Source organism: Thermohahella caldifontis (genome assembly GCF_041153465.1).
Taxonomy (GTDB): Bacteria; Pseudomonadota; Gammaproteobacteria; order Pseudomonadales; family Oleiphilaceae; genus Thermohahella; species Thermohahella caldifontis.
Map to the genome: position 1 here is coordinate 906,702 of NZ_CP154858.1, position 22,616 is coordinate 929,317.

At 60.3% G+C, this 22,616-nt stretch carries 21 protein-coding genes and 1 tRNA gene; 10 read left to right on the plus strand and 12 right to left on the minus strand.

Annotated features, from left to right (window positions below):
* The first annotated feature begins 33 nt into the window (after positions 1 to 33).
* The 4 genes from AAIA72_RS04370 to AAIA72_RS04385 are packed head-to-tail and all read left to right on the plus strand — an operon-like array spanning position 34 to position 4,372.
* Positions 34 to 2,886 carry a valine--tRNA ligase gene (locus AAIA72_RS04370; RefSeq protein WP_369602965.1) on the plus strand — a complete coding sequence of 951 codons (2,853 nt, stop codon included), beginning with the start codon at positions 34 to 36 and terminating at the stop codon, positions 2,884 to 2,886.
* Between the two features lie 11 nt (positions 2,887 to 2,897).
* Positions 2,898 to 3,800, plus strand: a complete 903-nt coding sequence (locus AAIA72_RS04375) for a ketopantoate reductase family protein (protein ID WP_369602208.1) — start codon at positions 2,898 to 2,900, stop codon at positions 3,798 to 3,800.
* Positions 3,801 to 3,806: 6 nt separating this feature from the next.
* Complete coding sequence (locus AAIA72_RS04380) at positions 3,807 to 4,127, plus strand: ATP:cob(I)alamin adenosyltransferase (RefSeq protein ID WP_369602209.1); 321 nt, start codon at positions 3,807 to 3,809, stop codon at positions 4,125 to 4,127.
* Complete coding sequence (locus tag AAIA72_RS04385) at positions 4,073 to 4,372, plus strand: ATP:cob(I)alamin adenosyltransferase (RefSeq protein ID WP_369602210.1); 300 nt, start codon at positions 4,073 to 4,075, stop codon at positions 4,370 to 4,372. The genes AAIA72_RS04380 and AAIA72_RS04385 overlap by 55 nt, the downstream gene beginning before the upstream one ends.
* 43 nt (positions 4,373 to 4,415) lie before the next feature.
* On the opposite strand, the gene AAIA72_RS04390 is transcribed toward AAIA72_RS04385, so the two are convergent.
* From AAIA72_RS04390 to AAIA72_RS04405, 4 genes are all read right to left on the minus strand, one after another.
* Positions 4,416 to 6,443 (minus strand): methyl-accepting chemotaxis protein, encoded by a 2,028-nt coding sequence (locus AAIA72_RS04390; RefSeq protein ID WP_369602211.1) that lies wholly within the window; start codon positions 6,441 to 6,443, stop codon positions 4,416 to 4,418.
* A 160-nt stretch (positions 6,444 to 6,603) separates the two neighbouring features.
* The gene (locus AAIA72_RS04395; RefSeq protein WP_369602212.1) at positions 6,604 to 7,434 is read right to left on the minus strand and encodes a hypothetical protein; all 831 of its coding nucleotides are present in this window, start codon (positions 7,432 to 7,434) and stop codon (positions 6,604 to 6,606) included.
* Positions 7,431 to 7,991 carry a 1,6-anhydro-N-acetylmuramyl-L-alanine amidase AmpD gene (gene ampD, locus AAIA72_RS04400; protein ID WP_369602213.1) on the minus strand — a complete coding sequence of 187 codons (561 nt, stop codon included), beginning with the start codon at positions 7,989 to 7,991 and terminating at the stop codon, positions 7,431 to 7,433. Before ampD ends, AAIA72_RS04395 begins: the two co-directional genes overlap by 4 nt.
* A 46-nt stretch (positions 7,992 to 8,037) precedes the next feature.
* Complete coding sequence (locus tag AAIA72_RS04405; protein ID WP_369602214.1) at positions 8,038 to 10,413, minus strand: DUF1631 domain-containing protein; 2,376 nt, start codon at positions 10,411 to 10,413, stop codon at positions 8,038 to 8,040.
* Positions 10,414 to 10,704: 291 nt separating this feature from the next.
* On the opposite strand from AAIA72_RS04405, the gene nadC reads away from it, so the two are divergent.
* From nadC to AAIA72_RS04430, 5 genes are all read left to right on the plus strand, one after another.
* Positions 10,705 to 11,538 carry a carboxylating nicotinate-nucleotide diphosphorylase gene (gene nadC, locus AAIA72_RS04410; protein ID WP_369602215.1) on the plus strand — a complete coding sequence of 278 codons (834 nt, stop codon included), beginning with the start codon at positions 10,705 to 10,707 and terminating at the stop codon, positions 11,536 to 11,538.
* Positions 11,539 to 11,650: 112 nt separating this feature from the next.
* The gene (locus AAIA72_RS04415) at positions 11,651 to 14,347 is read left to right on the plus strand and encodes a putative bifunctional diguanylate cyclase/phosphodiesterase (protein ID WP_369602216.1); all 2,697 of its coding nucleotides are present in this window, start codon (positions 11,651 to 11,653) and stop codon (positions 14,345 to 14,347) included.
* The gene (locus AAIA72_RS04420; RefSeq protein ID WP_369602217.1) at positions 14,313 to 14,534 is read left to right on the plus strand and encodes a DUF1289 domain-containing protein; all 222 of its coding nucleotides are present in this window, start codon (positions 14,313 to 14,315) and stop codon (positions 14,532 to 14,534) included. The genes AAIA72_RS04415 and AAIA72_RS04420 overlap by 35 nt, the downstream gene beginning before the upstream one ends.
* Positions 14,461 to 15,057 (plus strand): RNA 2',3'-cyclic phosphodiesterase, encoded by a 597-nt coding sequence (gene thpR, locus AAIA72_RS04425; RefSeq protein ID WP_369602218.1) that lies wholly within the window; start codon positions 14,461 to 14,463, stop codon positions 15,055 to 15,057. Before AAIA72_RS04420 ends, thpR begins: the two co-directional genes overlap by 74 nt.
* Entirely contained in the window at positions 15,050 to 15,619 is a 570-nt protein-coding gene (locus AAIA72_RS04430) for a uracil-DNA glycosylase family protein (protein WP_369602219.1), read from the plus strand. Before thpR ends, AAIA72_RS04430 begins: the two co-directional genes overlap by 8 nt.
* A gap of 19 nt (positions 15,620 to 15,638) precedes the next feature.
* Here AAIA72_RS04430 and AAIA72_RS04435 read toward each other — a convergent pair whose 3' ends face one another.
* The 5 genes from AAIA72_RS04435 to AAIA72_RS04455 all read right to left on the minus strand — a co-directional run bounded on the left by AAIA72_RS04435 (position 15,639) and on the right by AAIA72_RS04455 (position 19,205).
* A complete protein-coding gene (locus AAIA72_RS04435) occupies positions 15,639 to 15,989 on the minus strand; it encodes a YqcC family protein (RefSeq protein WP_369602220.1) in 351 nt (116 codons plus the stop codon).
* Positions 15,976 to 16,764 carry a ParA family protein gene (locus tag AAIA72_RS04440; protein ID WP_369602966.1) on the minus strand — a complete coding sequence of 263 codons (789 nt, stop codon included), beginning with the start codon at positions 16,762 to 16,764 and terminating at the stop codon, positions 15,976 to 15,978. Before AAIA72_RS04440 ends, AAIA72_RS04435 begins: the two co-directional genes overlap by 14 nt.
* A gap of 41 nt (positions 16,765 to 16,805) precedes the next feature.
* Positions 16,806 to 17,291 carry a DnaA/Hda family protein gene (locus tag AAIA72_RS04445; RefSeq protein ID WP_369602221.1) on the minus strand — a complete coding sequence of 162 codons (486 nt, stop codon included), beginning with the start codon at positions 17,289 to 17,291 and terminating at the stop codon, positions 16,806 to 16,808.
* 223 nt (positions 17,292 to 17,514) lie between these two features.
* Positions 17,515 to 18,066, minus strand: coding sequence for a CDP-alcohol phosphatidyltransferase family protein (locus AAIA72_RS04450; protein WP_369602222.1), 552 nt, complete (start codon positions 18,064 to 18,066; stop codon positions 17,515 to 17,517).
* The gene (locus AAIA72_RS04455) at positions 18,063 to 19,205 is read right to left on the minus strand and encodes a DUF2066 domain-containing protein (protein ID WP_369602223.1); all 1,143 of its coding nucleotides are present in this window, start codon (positions 19,203 to 19,205) and stop codon (positions 18,063 to 18,065) included. The genes AAIA72_RS04450 and AAIA72_RS04455 overlap by 4 nt, the downstream gene beginning before the upstream one ends.
* 132 nt (positions 19,206 to 19,337) lie before the next feature.
* On the opposite strand from AAIA72_RS04455, the gene AAIA72_RS04460 reads away from it, so the two are divergent.
* Positions 19,338 to 19,422: transfer RNA gene (locus AAIA72_RS04460), tRNA-Leu, on the plus strand.
* Positions 19,423 to 19,747: 325 nt separating this feature from the next.
* Here AAIA72_RS04460 and arfA read toward each other — a convergent pair.
* From arfA to flgL, 3 genes are all read right to left on the minus strand, one after another.
* Entirely contained in the window at positions 19,748 to 19,912 is a 165-nt protein-coding gene (gene arfA, locus AAIA72_RS04465) for an alternative ribosome rescue factor ArfA (RefSeq protein WP_369602224.1), read from the minus strand.
* A 239-nt stretch (positions 19,913 to 20,151) separates the two neighbouring features.
* Positions 20,152 to 21,297 (minus strand): iron-containing alcohol dehydrogenase, encoded by a 1,146-nt coding sequence (locus tag AAIA72_RS04470; protein WP_369602225.1) that lies wholly within the window; start codon positions 21,295 to 21,297, stop codon positions 20,152 to 20,154.
* 94 nt (positions 21,298 to 21,391) lie between these two features.
* Positions 21,392 to 22,615, minus strand: a complete 1,224-nt coding sequence (flgL, locus tag AAIA72_RS04475; protein WP_369602226.1) for a flagellar hook-associated protein FlgL — start codon at positions 22,613 to 22,615, stop codon at positions 21,392 to 21,394.
* Position 22,616: the final 1 nt, after the last annotated feature.

The following is a 22,616-nucleotide window of genomic DNA, read 5'->3' on the forward strand; positions in this document are numbered from 1 at the left end:
CCAATTCATTGCAGGGTGAATGATCGAATCATGATGGAAAAAACGTTCCAGCCGTCCGAAATTGAACGCAAGTGGTATGAATTCTGGGAAAAGAACGGGCATTTCCGCCCCTCCGGTGAAGGCACGCCCTACTGCATCATGATTCCGCCGCCCAACGTCACGGGCAGCCTGCACATGGGTCATGCGTTCCAGGACACCATCATGGACGCGCTCATCCGCTACCATCGGATGAAGGGCTGCAACACGCTCTGGCAGGTGGGTACCGACCATGCCGGCATCGCCACGCAGATGGTCGTCGAGCGCAAGCTTCAGGCCGAAGAAGGCAAGACCCGGCATGACCTGGGCCGTGAAAAGTTCCTGGAGAAAGTCTGGGAGTGGAAGGCCGAATCCGGCGGCACCATTACCCGGCAGCTCCGCCGCATGGGGGCCTCCGTGGATTGGGAACGCGAGCGCTTCACCATGGACGAAGGTTTCTACCGCGCCGTCCAGGAAGTCTTCATCCGGCTCTATGACGAAGGCCTGATCTATCGCGGCAAGCGCCTGGTCAACTGGGATCCCAAGCTGCACACGGCCATTTCGGATCTGGAAGTCCTCAACGAGGACGAAAACGGACACCTGTGGTACTTCCGCTATCCGCTTGCAGATGGCCGCAAGACCGCCGACGGCAAGGACTATCTGGTTGTGGCCACCACCCGTCCCGAGACCATGCTGGGCGATACGGCCGTGGCCGTGAATCCGAAGGATGAGCGCTATGCCGAACTCGTGGGTGCCGAGGTCGAGCTGCCCCTGACGGGCCGTCGCATTCCGGTCATTGCCGACGACTACGTCGACATGGAATTCGGAACCGGCTGCGTCAAGATCACACCTGCTCACGATTTCAATGACTACGAAGTGGGCAAGCGCCACCAGCTGCCCATGATCAATCTCTTCACCGTCGATGCCTCTCTGCTCGAAACACCGGAGGTCTATCATCATGACGGCACGCCGAATCCGGATCTGAAGGCCAGTATCCCGCAAGACTACGCCGGCCTGGATCGCTATGAGGCACGGAAGAAGATTGTCAGTGCCTTTGAGGAAATGGGGCTGCTGGAAAAGATCGAACCGCACAGCAACAAGGTGCCCCGGGGAGACCGCTCCGGCGTGGTCATCGAACCCTTCCTGACCGACCAGTGGTTTGTGGCCGTGGAAACGCTTGCCCGTCCGGCTATCGAAGCGGTTGAGAAAGGCGACATCCGGTTCGTGCCCAAACAGTATGAAAACATGTACTTTGCCTGGATGCGAGATCTGCAGGACTGGTGCATTTCGCGCCAGCTCTGGTGGGGACACCGCATTCCGGCCTGGTACGACGACGCCGGCAACATCTACGTCGGACGATCCGAGGAAGAAGTCCGCAGCAAGTACAACCTGCCTGCAGACCTGCCGCTGCGTCAGGACGAGGATGTGCTGGACACCTGGTTCAGCTCGGCCCTGTGGACATTCGGCACCTTGGGCTGGCCGGAGGATACCGAGGCCCTGCGCACTTTCCATCCGACCTCGGTGCTGGTCACCGGCTTTGACATCATTTTCTTCTGGGTCGCACGCATGATCATGATGACCATGCACTTCATGAAGCACCCGGATGGCACACCGCAAGTGCCTTTCAAGACGGTGTACGTCCACGGACTGGTGCGCGACTCCCACGGGCAGAAGATGTCCAAGTCCAAGGGCAATGTGCTGGATCCCATCGACGTGATCGACGGTATCGACCTGGAAAGCCTGGTCGCCAAGCGTACCAGCAACATGATGCAGCCGCAGAAGGCGAAAGCCATCGAGAAAGCCACACGGGAAGAATTCCCGGAAGGCATTACCGGCTATGGCACCGACGCCCTGCGCTTCACCTTCGCCTCCCTGGCCACGACGGGTCGCGACATCAACTTTGACACCAAGCGCGTCGAGGGTTACCGGAATTTCTGCAACAAGATCTGGAATGCCGCACGTTACGTCCTGATGCAGACAGAAGGCAAGGACTGCGGCCAGCAAGGCGGCGAGGTGGAACTGGGCGTGGCGGATCGCTGGATCATTTCACGCCTGCAGGAAACCGAACAGGCTGTCGAGAAGGCTTTTGGTCAGTACCGTTTTGACCTGGCAGCCCAGGCCATCTACGAATTCATCTGGAACGAATACTGCGACTGGTATCTGGAACTCTCCAAGCCGGTACTCTGGGATGAAGACGCCAGCGAAGCACGTCAGCGGGGCACCCGCCGGACACTGGTCCGCGTTCTGGAAGCCGCCCTGCGCCTGACTCACCCGCTGATGCCCTTCATCACCGAAGAGATCTGGCACAAGATCAAGGCGCACGCCGGTGTGGAAGGCGATACGCTGATGCGTCAGCCCTTCCCCGAGGCGGATCCGTCCCGCATCGATCCGGAGGCCACCGCCACCATCGAATGGCTCAAGGGCGTGATTCTCGCCGTGCGCAACATTCGTGGCGAGATGAACATCCCGCCTTCCAGAACCATTCCCGTACTGTTCAGTGAAGGCAGTGAAAGCGACCGTGCCCGTCACGCCGAGAACGACACCTTCCTGCGCAAGCTGGCCAGGATCGAGTCCATCGAATGGGTGGAGGCTGATCAGGCCCCCGCCGCGGCCGTACAGGTGGTCAATGGTCTCAAGGTCATGGTACCACTCGCCGGCCTCATCGACGTGGAGGCCGAACTGGCGCGACTGGACAAGGAAATCCAGAAACTGGAGAAGGAGTGCCAGCGTCTATCCGGTAAGCTCGGTAACGAGAAATTTGTCAGCAAGGCACCGGCCGAGGTGGTTGAAAAGGAACGTGAGAAGTTTGCCACCGCGGAAGATGCCCTGAACAAGCTCCGTGAACAGCGCCAGCAACTGGCCAGCCTCTGAACGGAAGCCCCATGGCACACATTCTGATAGCCGGATTGGGTGCCATGGGCGGCCTCTGGGCCGCCCGCCTCGCGGCGGCCCACACCCTCTCGGTGCTGACGCCCGCCAGTGACCGGGAGATACGTGACGGTCACATCCATCTGACGCTCCACGAGCTGTCCGGAACAACCCGGACTGTCACCCTCCCTCTCCGGCATGACCGTGAATCGCGCCCGGACGTGGTGCTGCTTACCTGCAAGACCTGGCAAACTCATGACGTACTTGCTCAACTGGCGCCGATACTGAGCGAGAATGTGCCCCTGGTGATCCTCCAGAACGGCATGGGGACCCAGGACCGGCTTTCGGGCCTTTCCCGGCCCGTACTTGCTGCCAGCACAACCGAGGCCGCCTGGCGGGAAGAACGCCGCACCCTGCACCATGCCGCTACGGGTACAACCCTGATCGGGGGACTCAATGCCGCCGGTGATGCCTGTCTCGACACTGTCTGCGGCTGGCTGTCCGCTTCCGGTCTGGACATCCGCCCCACAGAGGCCATCAGAACGGTTCTCTGGGACAAGCTTTGCGTGAACTGCGGCATCAACCCCTTCACCGCCCTCCTGCGCGTCCGCAACGGTGAGATTCTGGATTCGGACCTGTACCGGCAATCGATTGAGCCCCTGACCCGGGAACTGGCTCTTGCCCGGCAACTGGCGGGTACACCCTTGTCCGCAGACGAGATCCGGACACGCATTGAGTCCGTGGCTCGCCGGACCGCCGGCAATCGTTCTTCCATGCTGCAGGACGTGCTGGCGGGTCGGCCGACGGAAATTGATGCCATGAATGGCTTTGTGGCGCAGTTTCTGGAATCCCGTAATCAGAACGCCCCCGTCAACCGCCTCCTGACGGATCGCATTCATCAGCTCAAGACAGGATAGGAAATCATGGGATACCGACTTTCGAAAATCTATACCCGTACCGGCGACGGCGGCGAAACCGGACTCGGTGACGGTCGCCGCATCCCCAAGCATCACCTGCGTGTGGAAGCCATGGGCGCAGTGGATGAGCTCAACTCCCAACTGGGCATTGCGCTGTCCCTCATGACGCCCGATGACCCGCTGAGTCTGCCCCTGAAGCAGATTCAGAACGATCTCTTTGATCTGGGGGGGGCTTGTGCCTGCCGGATTCGGATCACTTTCCCGCAAGTCACGTGGACCGTCTCGAAGCGGATCTGGACGCGCTCAATGCTGCCCTCCCGCCCCTGAAGAACTTCATTCTACCCGGAGGCACGCCTGTTGCGGCACAGATTCACATGGCACGGGCCTTGTGCCGGCGAGCGGAGCGTGTCGTGGCCGCACTCATGGCCAGCGAAACGGTGCCCACGGTACTTCAGGCGTACCTCAACCGGCTATCCGACTATCTGTTTGTGGCCGCAAGGCACCTCAACCACCGGGAAGGTGATCGGGAAGTTCTCTGGCAGCCTTCCGTCCAGCCCGGATCCGGCACATGACATGAAAAAGGGGGCCATGCCCCCTTATTCGCCTTCACCGCCTTCACACGCGGAAGGTACCGATCAGATCATGCAGGCGCTTGGTCAGCTCCGACAGGGCCTCGCTGGCCTTCAGCGTCTCATCCGCGTTCTCTGCGGTTTCATGTCCCAGATCACTGATCCGGACCACGTTCTGGTCAATGGTCTTGGCTACCACGGCCTGCTCTTCAGCCGCCTGGGCAATCTGATGGCTCATGTCCACAATATTGGCCACCGCCTTGACGATGTTGCCCAGTGCTGCAGCCACAAGATTGGACTGTTCCACCGTGCGCTGGGTAGCCCGGTGGCTGTCCTGCATGGCCTCCACGGCACTGCTCACACCGGATTGCAGGCGCTCGATCATGGCCTCGATTTCTTCCGTGGACTTCTGGGTGCGCTGCGACAGCGTCCGGACCTCATCTGCCACCACTGCAAATCCACGGCCCTGTTCACCGGCACGGGCTGCCTCAATGGCCGCATTCAGGGCCAGCAGATTGGTCTGATCCGCAATGGCCTTGATTTCAACCAGGACCTGAGCAATATTCTCGGAATCCTCCTCCACCCGGTTGATCCGTTCCATGGAACGGTTGATTTCCTCGGCCAGATGCTCGATCGTCCTGAGTGTCTCCTCCACGACTTTCTGACCGTTGGCCGCCTCATCATTGGCCGATGCTGCAGAGTCCGCTGCGGCCTCGGAGCTGCGCGCCACTTCCTCAACCGTCATGGCCATCTGATGCATGGAGGTGGCAATCTGCTCCGTTTCGGACATCTGAGTCGCCACCGCTTCCCGGTTCTCCACCGCCAGCTCGTGCACCCGCGCCGCCTGCTGATCCACGTTCTGCCCGGTTTCGGCCACGACCTTGATCAGGTCATGCATGCGTGAGGTCATGCTGTTGAACTCGCTGGACAGGGCGCCCATCTCGTCCCGGTTGGACATGGCCAGCTGAACCGTCAGATCGCCGTTGGCCACCTTTTCCGCCGCCTGTGCAAAGCGCTCGATGGTTCCCTTGACAGAAACAAAGAATCCGCTGTAGAGATAGATGATGATCAGCAGCAGGATACCCTGCACGACAAAGATGGTGGTCAGTGTCCGGTAACGCTCTTCCAGCCGATTCTCGAGCACCAGGTTGACCTGCTCGAGCCCGAGGGATTCGAAGTCATAGATCTGCTTGAGTGCGCCTGAAGCCAACTCATCAAACTCCGGCCACCTCATCTCCAGCGAGGCAGGCGTGATGATCTGCTCGTCCATGCTATCCCGCACCTTGGGCAACAGCCCACGCAGCGCTTCTGCAGGGCCGGATAATGCAGCCTTGACCTCCGGAGAAGCACCGAGCAACACATCCAGTGCCGGCAACAGGCCGGTCTGAACACCGCTCAGCTCATCATAAAGCGCATTGAGCACATCGCTGGTTTCATACGCCACCCGGCCTTCAACCAAAGCAAAGATGCCCGCCGCCCGCGCATGCCCGACCGTATCCGCTGCAGTATGCAAGCGATTGTTAAAGTTGAGAATGAACTGGACCGTACGCGACGGATCCAGAGAAAGCCCCGAAAGCTGCCCCACACTGCTGACCAGCGAACGGGATTTTTTGACAAAGGTGTCGTAGTAGTTGAACTGGGGGGCCAGCGTCATCTGGTTGGCGTCTTCCGCCACCATCTGCTTCCACGCCTTGACCACGCCCTCTAACTGGTCTTTCAGGTCATTTCGCGTATCAAAAGGCATGGGCAGTGCGGCCAGATTCTCCAGCTCCGCGTTGAGCTTCTTCCGGATATACTCGACCCGGTCATTCAGTTCGGGAACCTGGCGCAGCTTGCTCACCGTCCGGTAATCCCGGTAATCCAATGCCAGCCGGTATATCTGCGTTGCGGATTCCAGCACCCGCAGACCCGACTGCTCATTCTTGACTGCCTGGATATCCTTGTACATCTGGCTCACCAGACTGTACCCCAGAGCAATGATGGGCAGAAGAAACAAAATACTGATGAGCGCAAACTTGTACACCAGCTTGAGCCGGTTCATCAGTCGTATGGCAGGCAGCAACAACAGTTTCACGAGTTCCCCTCATTACAGGCACTTGGCGTCTTTTTCTCTGAATCAGTCTAGACGACTGCGGCAGATTCGCCACACATTCCGTGCAACTCTACGAGCGGGAAGACCTGAATTCAGTTTCTTATTGTTACTTCCTGTAAATTTGACAATGTCTGACAAGGAATCAGGCCATCCACCCCACCAGGGTCATCACCGCCAACAGTGACATCCAGACCAGAAAGGCGAGATTGATCAGTCGGCGCGCCGTGACGAGTGTATCGGCAGATCCGCCCGTTTCTGAAGCGATCCCTTCCATGGCACCCGTCAGTCCCGCGGCCAGCAGCCTGCGCCAGCCGGCCTGCGGATCAATCAGGTCATTCAGGCTCTTGTTCAGCATGCCCATGAAATTGCCCACCAGTCCGAGCGCAATCACCACCAACCGCACCGGCAGCCAGAACAGCACATGCTCAAGCCGGGTCCAGCGTGCGCGACCACATTGATTGAGGAGAATGATCACGCGTGCGAAGAAGGCGCCCGGTGCACCCAGCATCAGGAACCAGAAGACAATGCAGAAATATTCCGCCACCGAGCGCTCCGCATACCACAGGGCCACACGGCGCACCAGTGCGTCCCGGTCCTGCACGCCTTCGGCATCCCCGAAACCTGCCGCCTGAAGGTGCTGGTAGCCGCTCTGCCACGCTTGCCGCTTCCATGCATCCAGAAACTGATCCACAGCTGGCCGAAGATCCACGCTGCCCATGCAGGCCATCAGCGCCAGAAAGTCCACGGCCAGCGTGACCACACCGAAAAACAGATCGTCCAGCACAGCCATCAGCAGGACAGACAGCACCAGAGGCACGCCCACCGGCCACCCGGCACTCCGGGGTCCGAGCACTGCCCGCTCGCCCTTCAGCCGGTCCACCTGACGAATGATCCAGGCATCCAGATGGGCGCTGAGGCCAAGTTCATGGCGTCGGTGAATCATGTAGGCCAGCAGCAGAATCAGAAAACTCATGGTCGCTCCCCGAGCAGTTGATGAAGCCGCTGCCAGTCGAAGGCAGGGCCCGGATCTGTCTTGCGGCCGGGCGCCACATCGCTGTGGCCGGTGATGCGGCCGGCATTCAGGCGCGGATAATGTGACAGGAGATGCTGAAGGACGTCCGCCAGCTCCTTGTATTGCCGGTCAGTATAGGGCGTGGTGTCAGTCCCCTCCAGCTCAATACCGATGGAAAAGTCATTGCAGTTGTCGCGTCCGTCGTAACTTGACACACCAGCGTGCCACGCCCGCAGGGAGAAGGGGACAAACTGGGTCACTTCTCCCGCCCGGTCAATGAACAGGTGTGCCGATACGCATACCCCCCGCAGCGCTGCATACGCCTCGCAGGACGAACAATCCAGTGTGTTGGTGAACAGCCGGTGTACATCCCGGCCGCCGAACTGACCGGGGGGCAGACTGATGTTGTGCAGAACCACCAGACTGATATCGTCCGGGTCCGGCCTGGCATTGAAATTGGGAGACAGTATGCGACGGGCCGGCACAAGCCAGCCCGCAGGTGTAATCGTCCTGTTCATGGCGCCAGTTTAGGCGCTGGGGCGTTGCGTCACAAGTGGTGTCAGCTCAGGCACGCTGGCTGTTGGAGCGCAGGGATCCGATGACTGCCTCGAGCGCACGGTCAAAGAGCAGGCCGTCATCCAGGATGTTCACCTGTCCGGCCCGCATGGCAACGGCAAGGCCCATGCGTGTCTTTTCGCAGACCTTGACCCCCATGCGATTGACAAAGATGTACTTGTCCGCGTTGGAAATAATTGCTGCCAGCTTGCAACGCTGCTTGCGATCTTCACTTTCACGCAACTCGATCCAGCTGCCAACCTTCAGGGCGTCCACCTTCTGCAGATACTCGTCATCCGTGCCCTGATATGCCGGTGCTTCCGGAGCCTCGCCCGGTGCTGTCAGCACGATTTCCTCGATGGCCTCGTCCAGTTCGGCTTCACGACTCTCCCGGATCGTCCGGTCGTCCCTTGTCGCAGCCGGATCCGCTGCGTGGTCATGTCCGGCCACCGGCACCCCCTCTTTACCGGAAGCGGCCATGCGGACGTCTGCCGGAACTTCCGCTTCGGGCTGGCCCTGCTCCGCTGCAGGGTCCGGGGTGGGTGCAGGGGCCTCGGACACGACCTGGCGGGTACTGACGGTTGCCAGGGCATGCAAGGCCTTGAGGTGTGCCTTTTCTAGCGCCTTGAGCCAGATTTCCTGATTGCCCGGTTCTACTGCGGCCTCCTTCAGGCCCTCACGCAGCGTCCGGATCAGCCCGGGGATACGGGTCAGCAACTCGCGGCGGCTGCCTTCCACGAGGGGAGGCGCCACACTCCACAGGACATCATCCACGGTCTTCAGCGTTGCCGCATAGGCTTCACTTTCAGGGCCATGCCTCAGCCAGTCGAGCACCGCTTTCTGAGCCCAACCACCAAGCAGCAGGTCACGGATGCCTTCGTCACAGGTACTGCCCTCCAGTCGCGCGAGGATGGCTCGTCGTACCTGCTCGCGGGCAATGTCGGTCTGTGCACGGCCCTGCTCCGCGTCGCAGGTACGCTTTTCCAGCAAGCGACGCCGCTTCTCCTCCGAAGTCAGGAAGGCAAGAAAATCTTCCAGCACGTCATCAAAGAGGCCGAGATCACGATCAAATTCATTAACCAGCCGCTCAACGATTGCCGTCACTTTCTCGAAATAGGGATCCCGCTGGCCCGCCTCACGCGGCTGCCAGCCGATGGCGGAATTGGCCAGCTCGTTGAGCAGACGCCGGGCCGAGTGGTCGGCCGAGCTGAAGAAGCTCCGGTCCAGCAGTGCAGCCTTGAGCACGGGAATCTGAAGACGCGCGATCTGGGCCTTGATGGCATTTTCAAGCTGATGATCCGACAGGATGTACTCGAAAAGCATGGAAACCAGGTTGATGACATCTTCATCCACCTGGCCCAGCCTTCCCTTGCCCCGGGACACCTGCTGTATCATGTGCTGTACCAGAGCCTGATAGTCCAGCAGCCCGGTATCAGCCTGGGCGACCGGCACGGCCTGCATCTGGAATCCGGTCAGCGCCGCCACCACATTCTGGGGCGGGATCACGCCGGCCTGGGGCGTGGCAGTTTGCCCACGGGCCTGTCCCATGAGCTGACGCAGCAGTGCAAAGGTATCTTCCGGCCCGGATGCCATGTCTTCGGCGCCGCTCACTTCCACCTGCCCGGTCTGCTGATCCACCGTTCGCCGAACCGGTGCGCCCCTGGAAACCGGAGGCATGCGGCCACCCGTCCGCCCGGTTCTCAGATCGGGCAGCACACCCTGTGCGACAAGGAATGCATTGGCGTCCTTGTAGACGTCGGGCATGATTTTCAGCACATGACGCTCGAACAGCTTGAGCAGCACCAGACGCACCCGGATGTCCCATTCACAGGATTCCAGCGCCTGAGCAAAATGGCGGGCCAGGGCCAGCGGCCCCAGGGGATTGTTGTCGTCATCCACACTCTGATCGGTCACCAGCGCGTCCAGACGGATGAGCAGATGATCCAGTGACTGGCCCGCATCGGCCTTGAGGCGGGATGCCATGCTCTCCACGGCCACATTCAGCTCGAGCTGATCATTGTCCACCAGTGACAGGCTGTCCATGTCCAGCGCCTTTTCCCTGAGTGCGGAGGCCCCACGCTGAACACCCTCCAGACGAAACCCTTGATTGAACGCCTGAAAGAACCGCCCTTCGATCGCCTGGCGATTGAGGCGGAGAATGCGCATGGCATCAAAAAAGCGGGTCTGATCCGCATTGGTCGCGGCCTTGTCAGCCAGCTCGAACAGTGCATCATCGGCGCGGTCCATCAGTGTTTGCAGGGCGCCACGCAGCGTCTCGGTCACACGATCCCGCAACAGGATCATGGGCAGTGGGATCTTGCTCCCCGAAGTACGGCCCGCTGCCTCCCGAACGGCAGAAAGCTGAACAACTTTGGGATTGACCATGAGAAACCTCCGCTTGCGCTGACCAGGTGCCGACTGCAACACTGACACGCTTTTTCACTTTTTGACAGTATACGACGGTAATCTGACAGCCATTGTCACAAAATGTGTCAGCGCGACGTACGTCACACTTCCTTCAGTTTACGCCATCTACGGTTGCCGGGCCATCGGCCGTAAGTCATTACTAAGGTCTAGGCCATATGAACGAGCTCTTTCCCCCACGCCGTCTCCGATGCGGGTGAAGACCTGCCTTTCATCGGGTATAATGCGCCTCCCACGCGCCGGAGGTGACCCATGAGGGATTTGTTGCAAGAAGCGATCGAGACAAACGTACGCCACGCACTGGACGAAGACATTCAGTCCGGGGACATCACGGCGATGCTCATTCCGGCAGATCAGACCGCACATGCCCGCGTCATCACCCGCGAACCCATGGTTCTGGCAGGTCGCCCATGGGTCGATGCCGTTTTCAGAACACTGGATTCCGGTATCCGTGTGCAATGGCATGCCAGCGAAGGTGACGTGCTGCAGGCCAATGATGTAGTCTTCGAAGTCGAAGGCAACACGCGCGCACTGCTGACAGGCGAACGCACGGCACTCAACTTTCTGCAGACACTTTCCGGTGTGGCCACGGTCGCACGGGAATGGGCACAGAAAATCGCACACACCGATGCCGTCATCCTGGATACCCGCAAGACCATTCCGGGCTTGCGACAGGCGCTCAAGTACGCCGTTCGCACCGGTGGCTGTGCCAACCACCGGATGGGACTGTGGGATGCCTTCCTGATCAAGGAAAATCACATTGCCGCCTGTGGCTCCATCACCCTGGCCGTACAGAAAGCCAGAGAGATCGCCCCCGGCAAGCCGGTCGAGGTGGAGGTGGAAACCCTCGCCCAACTGGAGGAGGCGGTTGCCGCCGGTGCGGAGCGTGTCATGCTGGACAACTTTGATCTGGAAACCATGCGCAAAGCCGTGGCCCTCGCCAAGGGCAAAACGGAACTGGAAGCTTCCGGCGGCGTGGACGACACGACGCTGGTGGCCATTGCGGAAACCGGCGTGGATTACATTTCCATCGGGGCGCTGACCAAGCATCTGCGCGCCATTGACCTGTCCATGAGACTGTGCTGAGTCCGTCACATTCCGGCCGGGGGTGTGACTTTTACGTACTCAGCGCTTCGCGGGCATCCGGTATAGTCGGTTTCAGAAAAGAATCATAACAACGACTTGCCCAAGGAACGGCATGCTCAAGGACCTGACACGCTCCGCCAGCCACCTGCTGGCCACGGCAACCACTTCGCTGCGTCTGAACCGGATGCTCGCCGGCCTGTTGCTGCCTGCTGCCCTGCTGGCACTTTCCGGACTGACACTGACATTCGTGCCCATCGGCCAGATTCCCTTCTGGCTGCCGCTGGCCGGACTGCCTCTCGTCCTACGCCTGTCGCCTGCCCAGCGACTGGCCACCCTGATCATCTTCATTCTGGGGGCCTCGACACTGCTCGTGCGTCACGGCCTGGGACAATGGCCCGACGATACTATTCCGAGACTGGCCAGCGTGGCCACAGCCCAGTCACTGCTCGCTGCCTTTGTCCTCGCTGCCGCCACAACACGTTTCGGAAAAATGCCGCTGCCCGGACAGTATATTGCCGGGATTCTGATTGCCGGAGTGAGCAGCTTCGCCATGGCCCGGGGCCTGTCCGCACCCCATCAGCACATTGCAATGGCTGCGCTCGCATGGTTCGCGGCACTGGCATTGCCCTCACTGGCAGGCCTGCACCTGTGGCATCCGGCGCCCATTGCCCCCCCGGAAATCCGGCCAAAACTTCTGTTCTGGGTGCCGGCACTGTTGCTCACCCTTTTCGTACAACATCGGTGGCCCGGTCAGACCGGCTTTCTCTCGGCCATTCTCATGGTGGGTGGCATCGTCGGGGTCCCCGTTCCGACCGCCCGCAAGCTCGTCGCACTGACAGCCCTGCCCTCCGCGTATGTCCAGGCCGCATACCTCCACGGGGCCGAACCCGCCATGGCGCTCGCCTGGATTGAACAGACCATACTGCTCGCACTCAGTCTTCACGTACTGCGCATCCGCAAGTCGCGCGACACGGCGCTCGGACAACTGGAGTCAGAGGTCCAGGCACGCACCCAGCAATTGCATGCCATCAACGAGGCGCTCAACGAAGAAATCCGCCACAGCAGACAGGCCGAAGAACGCTACCAGACAGCCTACCGCAAACTCCGGGCACTGTTCGATGCGTCACCGGTCCCCATTCTGGTTGCAGACAAGACACTCTCTCTCCTGCAGGTCAATCAGGCCGCACGGACGTTGCTGTTCGGCAACGGTGAGACCCCGGAATCCCTGACCAGGCTTCTCGAATCGGCACAACAGAACACGCTCCTTCAGCATGTTCGCAAGGTGCTGGGCGAGCCAGGAAGCCAGCGCTGCATGGATCTTTCTGTCTCCACCGACGACGGCAAGCGCCTGTTGCGCTGGACCATTGCGGGCTACCCCGACGAATCTTCCGGTCACGAAGCGGTCATCCTGGTGGGCACCGACATGACAGAAGTCCGTGACAATCAGGAACGCCTGTTCTACCTCGCCCACTATGATCCGCTCACGGAAACGGCAAACCGGCGTCTGCTTGAGGAACGTTGCCGGCAGACTCTCAAGCAGATTCAGCGACACGGGGGACGGATGGCCCTGATCAATCTGGATCTGGACCACTTCAAGCGCATCAACGACTCATTGGGGCACGATGCAGGGGATCAGCTCCTCAAGACCATCGCCGAACGCCTGAAAAAGGCCTTGCGCGAGGAAGACACGGTCAGTCGACTGGGAGGCGACGAGTTCGTCGTGGTTTTGCACCGAGTGGATGGTCCTTCCGGGGCCTACAAGGTTGCCCAGAACCTTCTGGATGCCATCCGCGAGCCGGTGTCCCTGGGCAACCAGACATTCACCGTATCCGGAAGCATGGGGATTGCGCTCGCCCCGCTGGACAGCATGACCTACAGCGGCCTGCTCAAGTGTGCGGACATGGCCATGTATGCCGCCAAAAAGGCCGGCCGCAACCGGATTGCGCTCTATGCCCCTCACATGAACGAATCCCTGCAGGCACAGATGAAGCTGGAGCAGGCATTGCAGGAGGCCGTTGAAAAACAGCACTTCATGCTCTGCTATCATCCGATCGTGGATATCACGAGCCATCGTATCGTGGCACTGGAAGCCCTGCTGCGCTGGAAGCATCCCGACGGCCGTCTGCTGGCGCCACGCGAGTTCCTGGACACTGCCGACAACATGGGTCTGCTGTCACGCATTGCGGACTGGGCACTGCAGAATGTCTGTCTACAGGCACGGCTGATTTCCCATGTCGCGGGGCAGCCGGTGCGGGTGAGCCTGAACGTTTCGGCGCGCCAGATCATGGAGGGCAACCTGCTCAGTGCTGTCAGCAGGGCTCTGGCCATGACCCGGGTGGACCCGCGACTCATCGCCATCGAGCTCAAGGAGAGCAGTCTTGCGTCCCATCCTTCAGACGTGCGGGAAGCGCTGACCTCGCTGAAGCACATGGGCGTGGATGTGATTCTGGACAGTTTTGGTGACGGCCTTTCCAATCTGGCAGAGCTCGTGCAGCTGCCTTTCAGGGCTGTCAAGATCGGCCGACGCCTGGTGAAGGCACTGCCCGACGACGAGGTGGCGACCACATTGGTGGATACGCTCATTACCGTCGCCGGCAAAACCGGACAACTGATCATGGCCGAAGGCATTGAGCTTCCGGAACAGGAAGCTTGGTTCCGGGAACGCCAGGTCCGGCTGCTCCAGGGGTACCTCTACTGCAAACCGGTTTTTCAGGATGACATTGCCGCTTTCTTCAGACAGAATGAAAACGGATATCTATTCAGGGCCGGCCAGTATGACCTCCCCCTTCCCGCCCGCGACACCGACTGATTCGCCCTGTATCCGGCAGTGCTGCCTGGATGAGGCCAACGTGTGCGTCGGATGCGGACGGACACTGGAGGAAATCCTGAACTGGCATGGCATGACTGCCGAGGAAAAAGACAATGCAAGACAGCGTGCCCACGCCAGATGCCAGGCACGGCGCCACCCGGGTCTTTCTGGCCCTGGGCGTCCCTGAACACATTGCGGCGTCTCTCGCCTCGGCCGTGCCCGTAACACCCGACGCAGCACGAATCGTCCATCCCGCCGACATGCATGTGACGCTGCACTTTCTGGGTGATCAGACGCCTGAAGCCCTGAGTGCACTGATGGCCGGACTGGATCGTTGCGCCACATCACTGCCTGGTGGTACCGTCCGCCTGGATCGCACCTTTGCCCTGCCCTCCGGAAACCACCCCCGGCTCGTGGCTGCTGAAGCCAGTGTCAGTCGCGGGCTGCATGTCATGCGGGAACACCTCACCGATATGCTGGCCACACTCAGCCGGCAATGGCCTGGCCTCACTCCCGAAAGCCGGCCCTGGCGGCCTCATGTGACGCTCTACTGGCTGAAACGACGGCGCCATCACCCGCTGCCACTTGACCTGCCGCTTGGACTGGCATTTGACGCTCGGGCAGTCGGACTCTATGCTAGCCAGCCTGGTCAGGTGCCCCGTTATCGGATGCTCGCAAGCTGGCCATTGCGGTGTGACGAGGATGATTGAGTCTCTGGCTGAAGAAGTGTCCCGTTGCCGGCTATGTGAGGACTGGCTGGAACCCCGGCCGGTCATCCGGGTCAGCGCAACCGCACGACTCCTGATCGTGGGCCAGGCACCCGGTCGCAAGGTTCATGAAACCGGCATCCCCTGGAATGATCCCAGTGGTGATCGCTTGCGGGAATGGCTCGGACTGAGCAGGGATCAGTTCTATGACCGCACCCGTATTGCCATTGTACCCATGGGATTCTGTTACCCGGGCAAGGGACGCTCAGGTGACCTGCCACCCCGGCCGGAGTGCTTCCGGACCTGGCATGCACGCCTGCTGGCCGCCATGCCGGAGATCAGAATGCGGTTGCTTGTGGGCCGTTACGCACAGCAGGCCTATCTGGAAGAGCTGCCCGCGACCCTGAAGGAAACGGTCAGACAATGGGAGCGCTGGTTTCCGCAAGCCGTTCCCCTGCCTCATCCCTCGCCACGCAACCGGCGCTGGCTGGCACAGAATCCCTGGGTGGAAGGCGAAATCATTCCCCGGGTAAGGGAAGCGGTCCACAGCCTGCTGTGGGAATGAGGCCGCCGATAGCCGCGACTCAATGACGCGGCGCACCGCCCCCGTGGGTCACCAGTGCATCGATCTCACCCAGCACATCAAGAAATGCCGGGTTGTCGCGGCCCAGACTCTTGAGGCGCTCTTCTGCCATGGGTCTGATGGCACAGGGCCCGGGCATGGGGGCACGAGCCTCAACCATGACTTTCATCCGCTCGATGAAGACGAACTGCAGCCACTCTTCCAGTGCCATGCGATCCGCACAGAAGGGCATGGTACTGGCAAACGCCTCTTCACCGGGGCGTTCTGACGACCACAGCCCGGTCTCACGCATCACGCGTTCCAGCTGTAACAGACGATCAGCCAGACGCAGGTACAGATCAGGCACCGGCATCTGCCTCCACCGGAAGCCCGGCAATATGGGCGTACAGGGCTCTGAACTGTTCTGTCAGCGTGTGCTTGGGTGCAAAGTAGACCAGCGGCTGATGCGCCTGGTGTGACTCCTTCATCTTGACCGAGCTGTTCAGGCGGACCGGCAGTACCGGCAGCCCTTCGTCCTCCAGCGCCTGGACCAGGGTTTGCGGCAGAGAGGCGCGTGGCTGGAACTGGTTGACCACAATTCCTTCGATGGTGAGCTTCGGATTGTGATCTTCCTTCAGGTCCTGAATCTCCCCGAGAATGGCGTACAGTGCCTGACGGGCAAAATCATCGCAATCAAAAGGAATCAGCACCCGATCGGCTGCGATCAGGGCCGATCGGGTATAGAAATTCAGCGCTGGTGCCGTGTCGATATAGATTTCGTCAAAGGTGCCTTCCAGCTTTTTCAGCGCATCCCTGAGCTTGTAGATCTTGTGCCGGGCTTCGAGCTTGCGTTCCAGGTAATCCATTTCCGGGCTGGCCGGCAACACGAAAAGCCCCGGAAACTGCGTGGCGTGGACATAATCCTCAAACTTCTTGTTGAACAGATTGAAGGCAATGGTCTGTTCGAAAAAGTCGGCGGCATTGTCCCTGACCTGAGATTGCCCGAGCAGGTAGAGCGTGCTGTTGCATTGCGGATCCAGATCCACCACCAGCGTACGTCGCCCGTGGCTGGCGCTGACGGCGGCCAGGTTGCAGGCGATGCTGGATTTGCCGACTCCGCCCTTCTGATTGAATACGACCCGAGTGATCATGCCTGTCTCCTTGTTTTCCGAGCCATGTTAACGATGCTTTACCAGCCTGTCACCTTTTTGATGAAGGGGACGGTGATGCGGCGCTGCTCGGCTAGTGACAGGTGGTCCAGCTCATCCAGCAGGTGAAGCAGTGCCGGCAGGTCGCGGGTGGCCCGACGCATGATGAACTGCCGCACCTCGTCGTCAATGACGATACCGCGCTCCCTCGCCCGCTCCGTCCAGAAGGCAAACATGCTGTCCTCGTCCAGCCGGGGCACCTGGCGTACGATCCCCCACTGCATGCGGCTGACCAGATCCGGCAATGTCAGTGGCAGTTCACGTGGTGACACGGCAGCACTGACCAGCCAGCGGCACCCGGCTTCACGACAACGATTGAACAGATGAAAGAAAGCCTGTTGCCAGCTTTCGCCCAGGGACGGTTCCGACAGGGCATCCAGATCATCGATGCAGAGCAGGTCAAGAGATTCCAGCCCTTCAAGCATGCCCGTATCACAGGTGACAAGCTCGCGTACCGGCAAGTACATGACGGTCTGGCCGGCCTCGCTGGCCGCCTGCGCCCCCCCTGGAGCAACAGGGTACGGCCCGTTCCGGCGCTTCCCCAGAGATACAGCAGCATTTCGTCACACTGGCCGAGGACAAACTGCCTGACCAGCGGCTTCAGCGGTGGCTCGGCCACATCCTGCCAGTCATCCAAAGAACTCGACCCGGGCCACCGGAACGTCAGCGGTATCTGTGCTGGGATCCTGTTCACCGGGCCGCCTCCTTTTCCCGGCGTCCGCGGATCCACCACCGCAGGGTGTAATCCAGCGCACTGACACCTGCCAGGGCAGTCACGGCCCACATCAGGACACGGATCCAGACGTCAGACAGAGGCAGTCCGGCACCCTGAACAATGATGCTCGCCAGATAGGCGATCTGAAAGAACGTGGACAGCTTGCCCCAGAGTGAAGGCTGAATTTCGAAGTGCCCCGTCCACAGTCTGTACATGAGCGTGCCGGTGATGATCCACAGATCACGGGCCAGCGCCAGCCACATCAGCCACATCGGCACCTTGCCGCTCAGGGCGAGAATGACAAAGGTCGTGACCAGCAACAGCTTGTCCGCCAACGGGTCCGCCATGGCTCCAAACCGGGATCGCCAGTCAAACCGGCGTGCGAGAAAGCCGTCCAGGGCATCCGTCATCCCGGCGATCAGAAACAGGCCGATGGCATTGCGATAGTGCTCCGCCTGCAGCTCCCAGGCCACAGGCACCACCAGGCAGATCCTGATCAACGTGAGGACGTTGGGCAATTGTCTCATGGTGTGCTGTCCGTGACCTCATCAGGATAGCGGTAGTACAGTGTTGTCGTGCTGTCCGCACCAGCGCTGCCCTCCGCTTCCGGCAACATCGGCTGCAGAAAGGGCCGCAGGGCCATGTATTCGGTCAGTTTTCCGGGCGTGCTGGCTAGCTCCAGTTCCACCGTCATGGTGCTGTCCCGGAGTTCGACCGGACGCACCTGTTCAATCGGCGGCAGGCTGTCAAGCCATGACAGCGTGCGCGCATAGGCATGATAGCTGCCGACATTCCGAACGATCATGCGTATCTGGTTGCGGGCAGCCGTGTCGTACACGACCGCGTAACGACGCGAGAGCACCCTGGCGACCTGCCGGACGACGTCCGCCATGAGTGCCCCGGGTTCGCCCTGAGCCGCCTCCAGGGGTTGCGGTGCATCCTGCCCCACGGCCAGTTGTCCTGTCAGACGCATGCGGGCACCATCGCTGTCGCGCAGACGCAACACAAGATAACCTTCCGCCCCGAACGCAGGCTGGGCAGCCACCAGTGAGTCCGGAAAACCACCGGCCACCTCTGCCATCCTGACCTGCTGCAGCACCTCGGGACGGCTTTGCGGCCAGACGAGCGGGATGCCCCAGTACTGTGCCTGCCGGCCGAGTGCCTGGCCAGCCTCATCATCCGGTCCGACCCAGCTTCGTCCGCCCAGGCGCTCCTGCAGCACCCATGCCACCATCTGAGGTCGAGGCCCCTCCCAGATGGCATAGCCGCCCTGCTTGAGTATCCGGGACACCGCCTCACGGGAGAAGGTCACCGAAAGCATCAGTTGCCTCGGCGCCGCAAGCCCCTGAAGAGCCAGAAGATCCGGTTCCGCCTGCTCACCTTCATCCGGAATCACTTCCCTGTAGGCATAACGCTCCACCCACTGATCCGACCTTGGGATGGCGGCGCTGACTGCAGGATCCTGTCGCCAGATATCATCCCCCACCAGCCGGTCAAACACTTGGGACAATGCCTGAGAGAAGGCGATCTGACGCGCCTCGGGTGAACGGTCTTCAACTGCCACCTCCGCATCGTAAAGGGGGATGACAACTGCAGACTGCGCCTGGAAAACAGACAGCACCAGAACAAAAAACAACAGGACGTGCCTGATTGGATGACGTGTCACGTAGGAATTCTGCCTTGCCGATAAATGGATTACGGGGCAAAAGGATACACAATTTGAAGCGACCGGAATACCGTTTTGAGAGTTGACCTGCCCGGCAAACCCGCTATAATCCGCCTCCTGACTCCATCCTGTGCCGGAGTGGCGGAACTGGTAGACGCGCACGACTCAAAATCGTGTTCCTTCGGGAGTGAGAGTTCGATTCTCTCCTCCGGCACCAATTTGTGACATTTTCCATCCCGCTCGCCCCCTGCTCTACGCCTGAATAATCAGCAGGTTAAACGCATAACCTGATGCGCTGCTTCACTTTCCGCATGTTTCTGCAGTCATGCACCCGACATGTCGCAGGTCATGTTGCCCATAACGATGATGCCGCCCCGAACGACATAGTGTGCCCCGGAGCGCCAGCCAGCTGCCGAAACCGCAACCTCGGTAGCTGACGTCAATCGCATCAAAAAGATTGGAAGGCGGTGAATGCGATGGCCACCCGGAGCGCACCGGAGCCGGTTCGCGGGAGCAGGTGGACAGCATTTCCCGGAAACGTCTCAGGCTGCGAAACGGCTCGGGGAAGTGTTGTCGGCTTGCCAGCTCTGCCGGCCCTTTCGGGTGTAGGCCTTCCTGTTCTGTACCACACGCATGCGGAACAGGGGGGTTCTGACAACCGCCTTGACGGCACTCTCTTCGATGGGCTTGCGTTTCTTCCTGGCCATATGAATCTCCTCGGCACTGGTGAATGAACACTGGCCATTATACACGTCCGCAACCGCTTGTGCGCGCCCGAAAATTTCCGTGACACCGGCAGGCGATCCCCCGTCCGAAACCGGTTTGTCGCTCCGCCGGTGAGGCATGCTGTCAGACCCGCACGGCAGACGCTGACATCAGGCACCCGCGCATCCCGGGATGCGCTCAGGGGCGGGCACCGGCCCGAGGCCGGAATACCCGCAGGCGGTCAGGCCAGTGCCTTTTCGAGAATACGGCGACTGGCTGCCAGGTCGATGGCCTTGTGCTCACCCAATGCCACCATGCCATGTTTCTCCAGCTGGGAGAGGATGGCAGAAATGGCACTTTCCCTGGCTTCCCCATAGTCGCGGAGCTGTGTTTCCACATCCAGACTCTGGTAAAAGGTCTCCAGGGCATCAATGGTCCGCTCGGCAAGGTCCGGGCCATCATTCAGGCCAAAGACGGTTGTACCAAGCCGGTTCAGCCGTGCCCGCTTGGCTTCGATCTGGTCCCGGAGCAGCCAGGGCTGGATAATCGCCAGCGACCGCGCATGATCCAAACCATAGCGGGCGGTCAGCTCATGACCCAGCATGTGAGTGGCCCAGTCCTGGGCAACACCGGTGCCGATCAGACCGTTCAGGGCCTGGTTGGCGGCCCACATCAGATTGGCACGCCATGCGTCCGTCTGACGGTGTCGCAGCCGCCCCAGTTCCAGCAGAGTGCGCAGAAGGGTTTCCGCATAGCCTGTCTGTACCCAGGCATCATTGGGATGGGTCAGGTACTGCTCGCACACATGCACGAAGGCGTCCACAATGCCGTTCATCTTCTGCCTTTCCGGCAGGCTGCGGATCACATCCGGATCAAGCACCGCGAACTGCGGATAGACCGCGGGGGAGGCAAAGAACAGCTTTTCCTGCGTGGCCGCCCGGGTCACCACGGCGGCAGAATTCGACTCTGACCCGGTAGCCGGCAGCGTGAGTACAGCACCCAGCGGCAAGGCTTCCGAAACCTTGTGCCGACCGGTCAGGATATCCCACCCGTCACCGTCGTAACAGGCCGCAGCGGCCACATACTTGGTTCCGTCAATGACGGAGCCGCCGCCGACGGCAAGCAGAAAAGTGATTCCCTCCTCTCTTACCCGGGCAACGGCGCGATTGAGTGTTTCGATGGTGGGATTGGGCTCGATGCCGCCGAATTCCGACCAATGATGCTCGCCGAGTGCGGCAATCACCTGGTCATAAACACCGTTCCGTTTGATGGATCCTCCGCCGTAAAGCACCAGAATACGTGCATCCTTGGGCAGATATTCCCCGATGGCACCGATCTGCTGTTGTCCGAAAAGGATGCGGGTAGGATTGAAAAACTGAAATTTCATGCGCTGGCACTCCGTGATCGCCCTGAAAAAACTGAGTTCAGGCGACAGGATACGTCCGTTGGCGTTGCGGCGCTACCCTGACTTGATACCCATGTCAGAGACGATCAAAGAGTGACAGGCGCGTAACCTGGGCATAACTCTGCTGTGCAGCCTGCAGAATGGTGCTCTGCAGGGTGAGCTGGCTGACCGCTTCGGCAAAGTCCACATCCTGAAGCTCGGACAGCACTTCCTTGGTCAGCACCTCCACATCCCCGTGCAGCTGCTGGGTATTCTCAATGGTGTTGAGCCGTGCACCCAGTCCTGCCCTGACCTCCAGCAAACGGGTTTCCGCATTGGTGAGGTTGGCCAAGGCGCTGTCGATCTGATCCTTGAGCACCTGGCGCCCGGTATCCGTATCGGAATAGCGCTCCAGACTGTCCGCCAGACGCTCGACGGTGGTCAGCAGGCCCTGTTTTTCCGACGAATGCACAAAGTAGGTATCGCCGGGCGCCGGATTACCGACAATTTCGAACTGAATGCCATTGGCCGAAATCGGCTGACCGCTGGTGAAGGTCTGATTGCTCAGGATGGGGCGCCCGTCCGATACTCGGCGGATACTGTATTGCGGCGGTGTGGAGGCATCGAATTCGATGACCATGTCTTCAGGATAGAAGGCATCCCAGGCGGCCTGGTCGATCACGCGCCCCTGCGTGATGACCGGCTTGGGGACCGCCTGATTGTTGGGATTGGCTTCCGTATAAAACGTCTTGTTGGCGCTGGGAATCTCCTCGAACAGGCGCTTGCCGTTGTCGCCCACCGCCACGGAAACGGTGCCGTCGATCTGCACGGAGCGCACCCCTTCATCGCCACGGTAGATATAGTGTCCGGATTCATCCTTCACAAAGGGCTCCTGACGTCCCTGAAAGCCTCCGAAGATGTACTCGCCACTGGCATCCCGGGTGTTCATGATCCCTGCCAGCTGATCCAGGCGCTGGCGGATTTCCGAAGCGATGAACTTCTTGTCGTCGGCGTTCTGACTACCGTCTCCGGCCTGCACCGCCAGTTCACGGAGACGCTGCAATACATCCGCCACATTGCCGAGCAGGCTGTCTTCCAGTTTGAGACGGTTTTCAGCCAGATTGATATTGCGCTGGTACTGGCTGATCTGTTCCAGTTCCTGGTTGACCCTCAGGATCCGGGTGGCGGCAACCGGATCATCTGCCGGCGTCTGCACCTTGCGCCCGCTGCTGATCTGCAGTTGTGTCTTCTGGAGCTGCACGGTCACGTTCTGGATATTGTCCAGGCCGCGATTGAAGAGCAACTGGGTGGATATGCGCATG

Coding starts and splice junctions, on each gene's coding strand:
- AAIA72_RS04370 (WP_369602965.1), top strand. CDS start 34: ATGGAAAAAACGTTCCAGCCGTCCGAAATTGAACGCAAGTGGTATGAA.
- AAIA72_RS04375 (WP_369602208.1), top strand. CDS start 2,898: ATGGCACACATTCTGATAGCCGGATTGGGTGCCATGGGCGGCCTCTGG.
- AAIA72_RS04380 (WP_369602209.1), top strand. CDS start 3,807: ATGGGATACCGACTTTCGAAAATCTATACCCGTACCGGCGACGGCGGC.
- AAIA72_RS04395 (WP_369602212.1), bottom strand. CDS start 7,434: ATGAGTTTTCTGATTCTGCTGCTGGCCTACATGATTCACCGACGCCAT.
- ampD (WP_369602213.1), bottom strand. CDS start 7,991: ATGAACAGGACGATTACACCTGCGGGCTGGCTTGTGCCGGCCCGTCGC.
- AAIA72_RS04405 (WP_369602214.1), bottom strand. CDS start 10,413: ATGGTCAATCCCAAAGTTGTTCAGCTTTCTGCCGTTCGGGAGGCAGCG.
- nadC (WP_369602215.1), top strand. CDS start 10,705: ATGAGGGATTTGTTGCAAGAAGCGATCGAGACAAACGTACGCCACGCA.
- AAIA72_RS04415 (WP_369602216.1), top strand. CDS start 11,651: ATGCTCAAGGACCTGACACGCTCCGCCAGCCACCTGCTGGCCACGGCA.
- AAIA72_RS04420 (WP_369602217.1), top strand. CDS start 14,313: ATGACCTCCCCCTTCCCGCCCGCGACACCGACTGATTCGCCCTGTATC.
- thpR (WP_369602218.1), top strand. CDS start 14,461: ATGCAAGACAGCGTGCCCACGCCAGATGCCAGGCACGGCGCCACCCGG.
- AAIA72_RS04430 (WP_369602219.1), top strand. CDS start 15,050: ATGATTGAGTCTCTGGCTGAAGAAGTGTCCCGTTGCCGGCTATGTGAG.
- AAIA72_RS04435 (WP_369602220.1), bottom strand. CDS start 15,989: ATGCCGGTGCCTGATCTGTACCTGCGTCTGGCTGATCGTCTGTTACAG.
- AAIA72_RS04445 (WP_369602221.1), bottom strand. CDS start 17,291: ATGTACTTGCCGGTACGCGAGCTTGTCACCTGTGATACGGGCATGCTT.
- AAIA72_RS04450 (WP_369602222.1), bottom strand. CDS start 18,066: ATGAGACAATTGCCCAACGTCCTCACGTTGATCAGGATCTGCCTGGTG.
- arfA (WP_369602224.1), bottom strand. CDS start 19,912: ATGGCCAGGAAGAAACGCAAGCCCATCGAAGAGAGTGCCGTCAAGGCG.
- AAIA72_RS04470 (WP_369602225.1), bottom strand. CDS start 21,297: ATGAAATTTCAGTTTTTCAATCCTACCCGCATCCTTTTCGGACAACAG.
- flgL (WP_369602226.1), bottom strand. CDS start 22,615: ATGCGCATATCCACCCAGTTGCTCTTCAATCGCGGCCTGGACAATATC.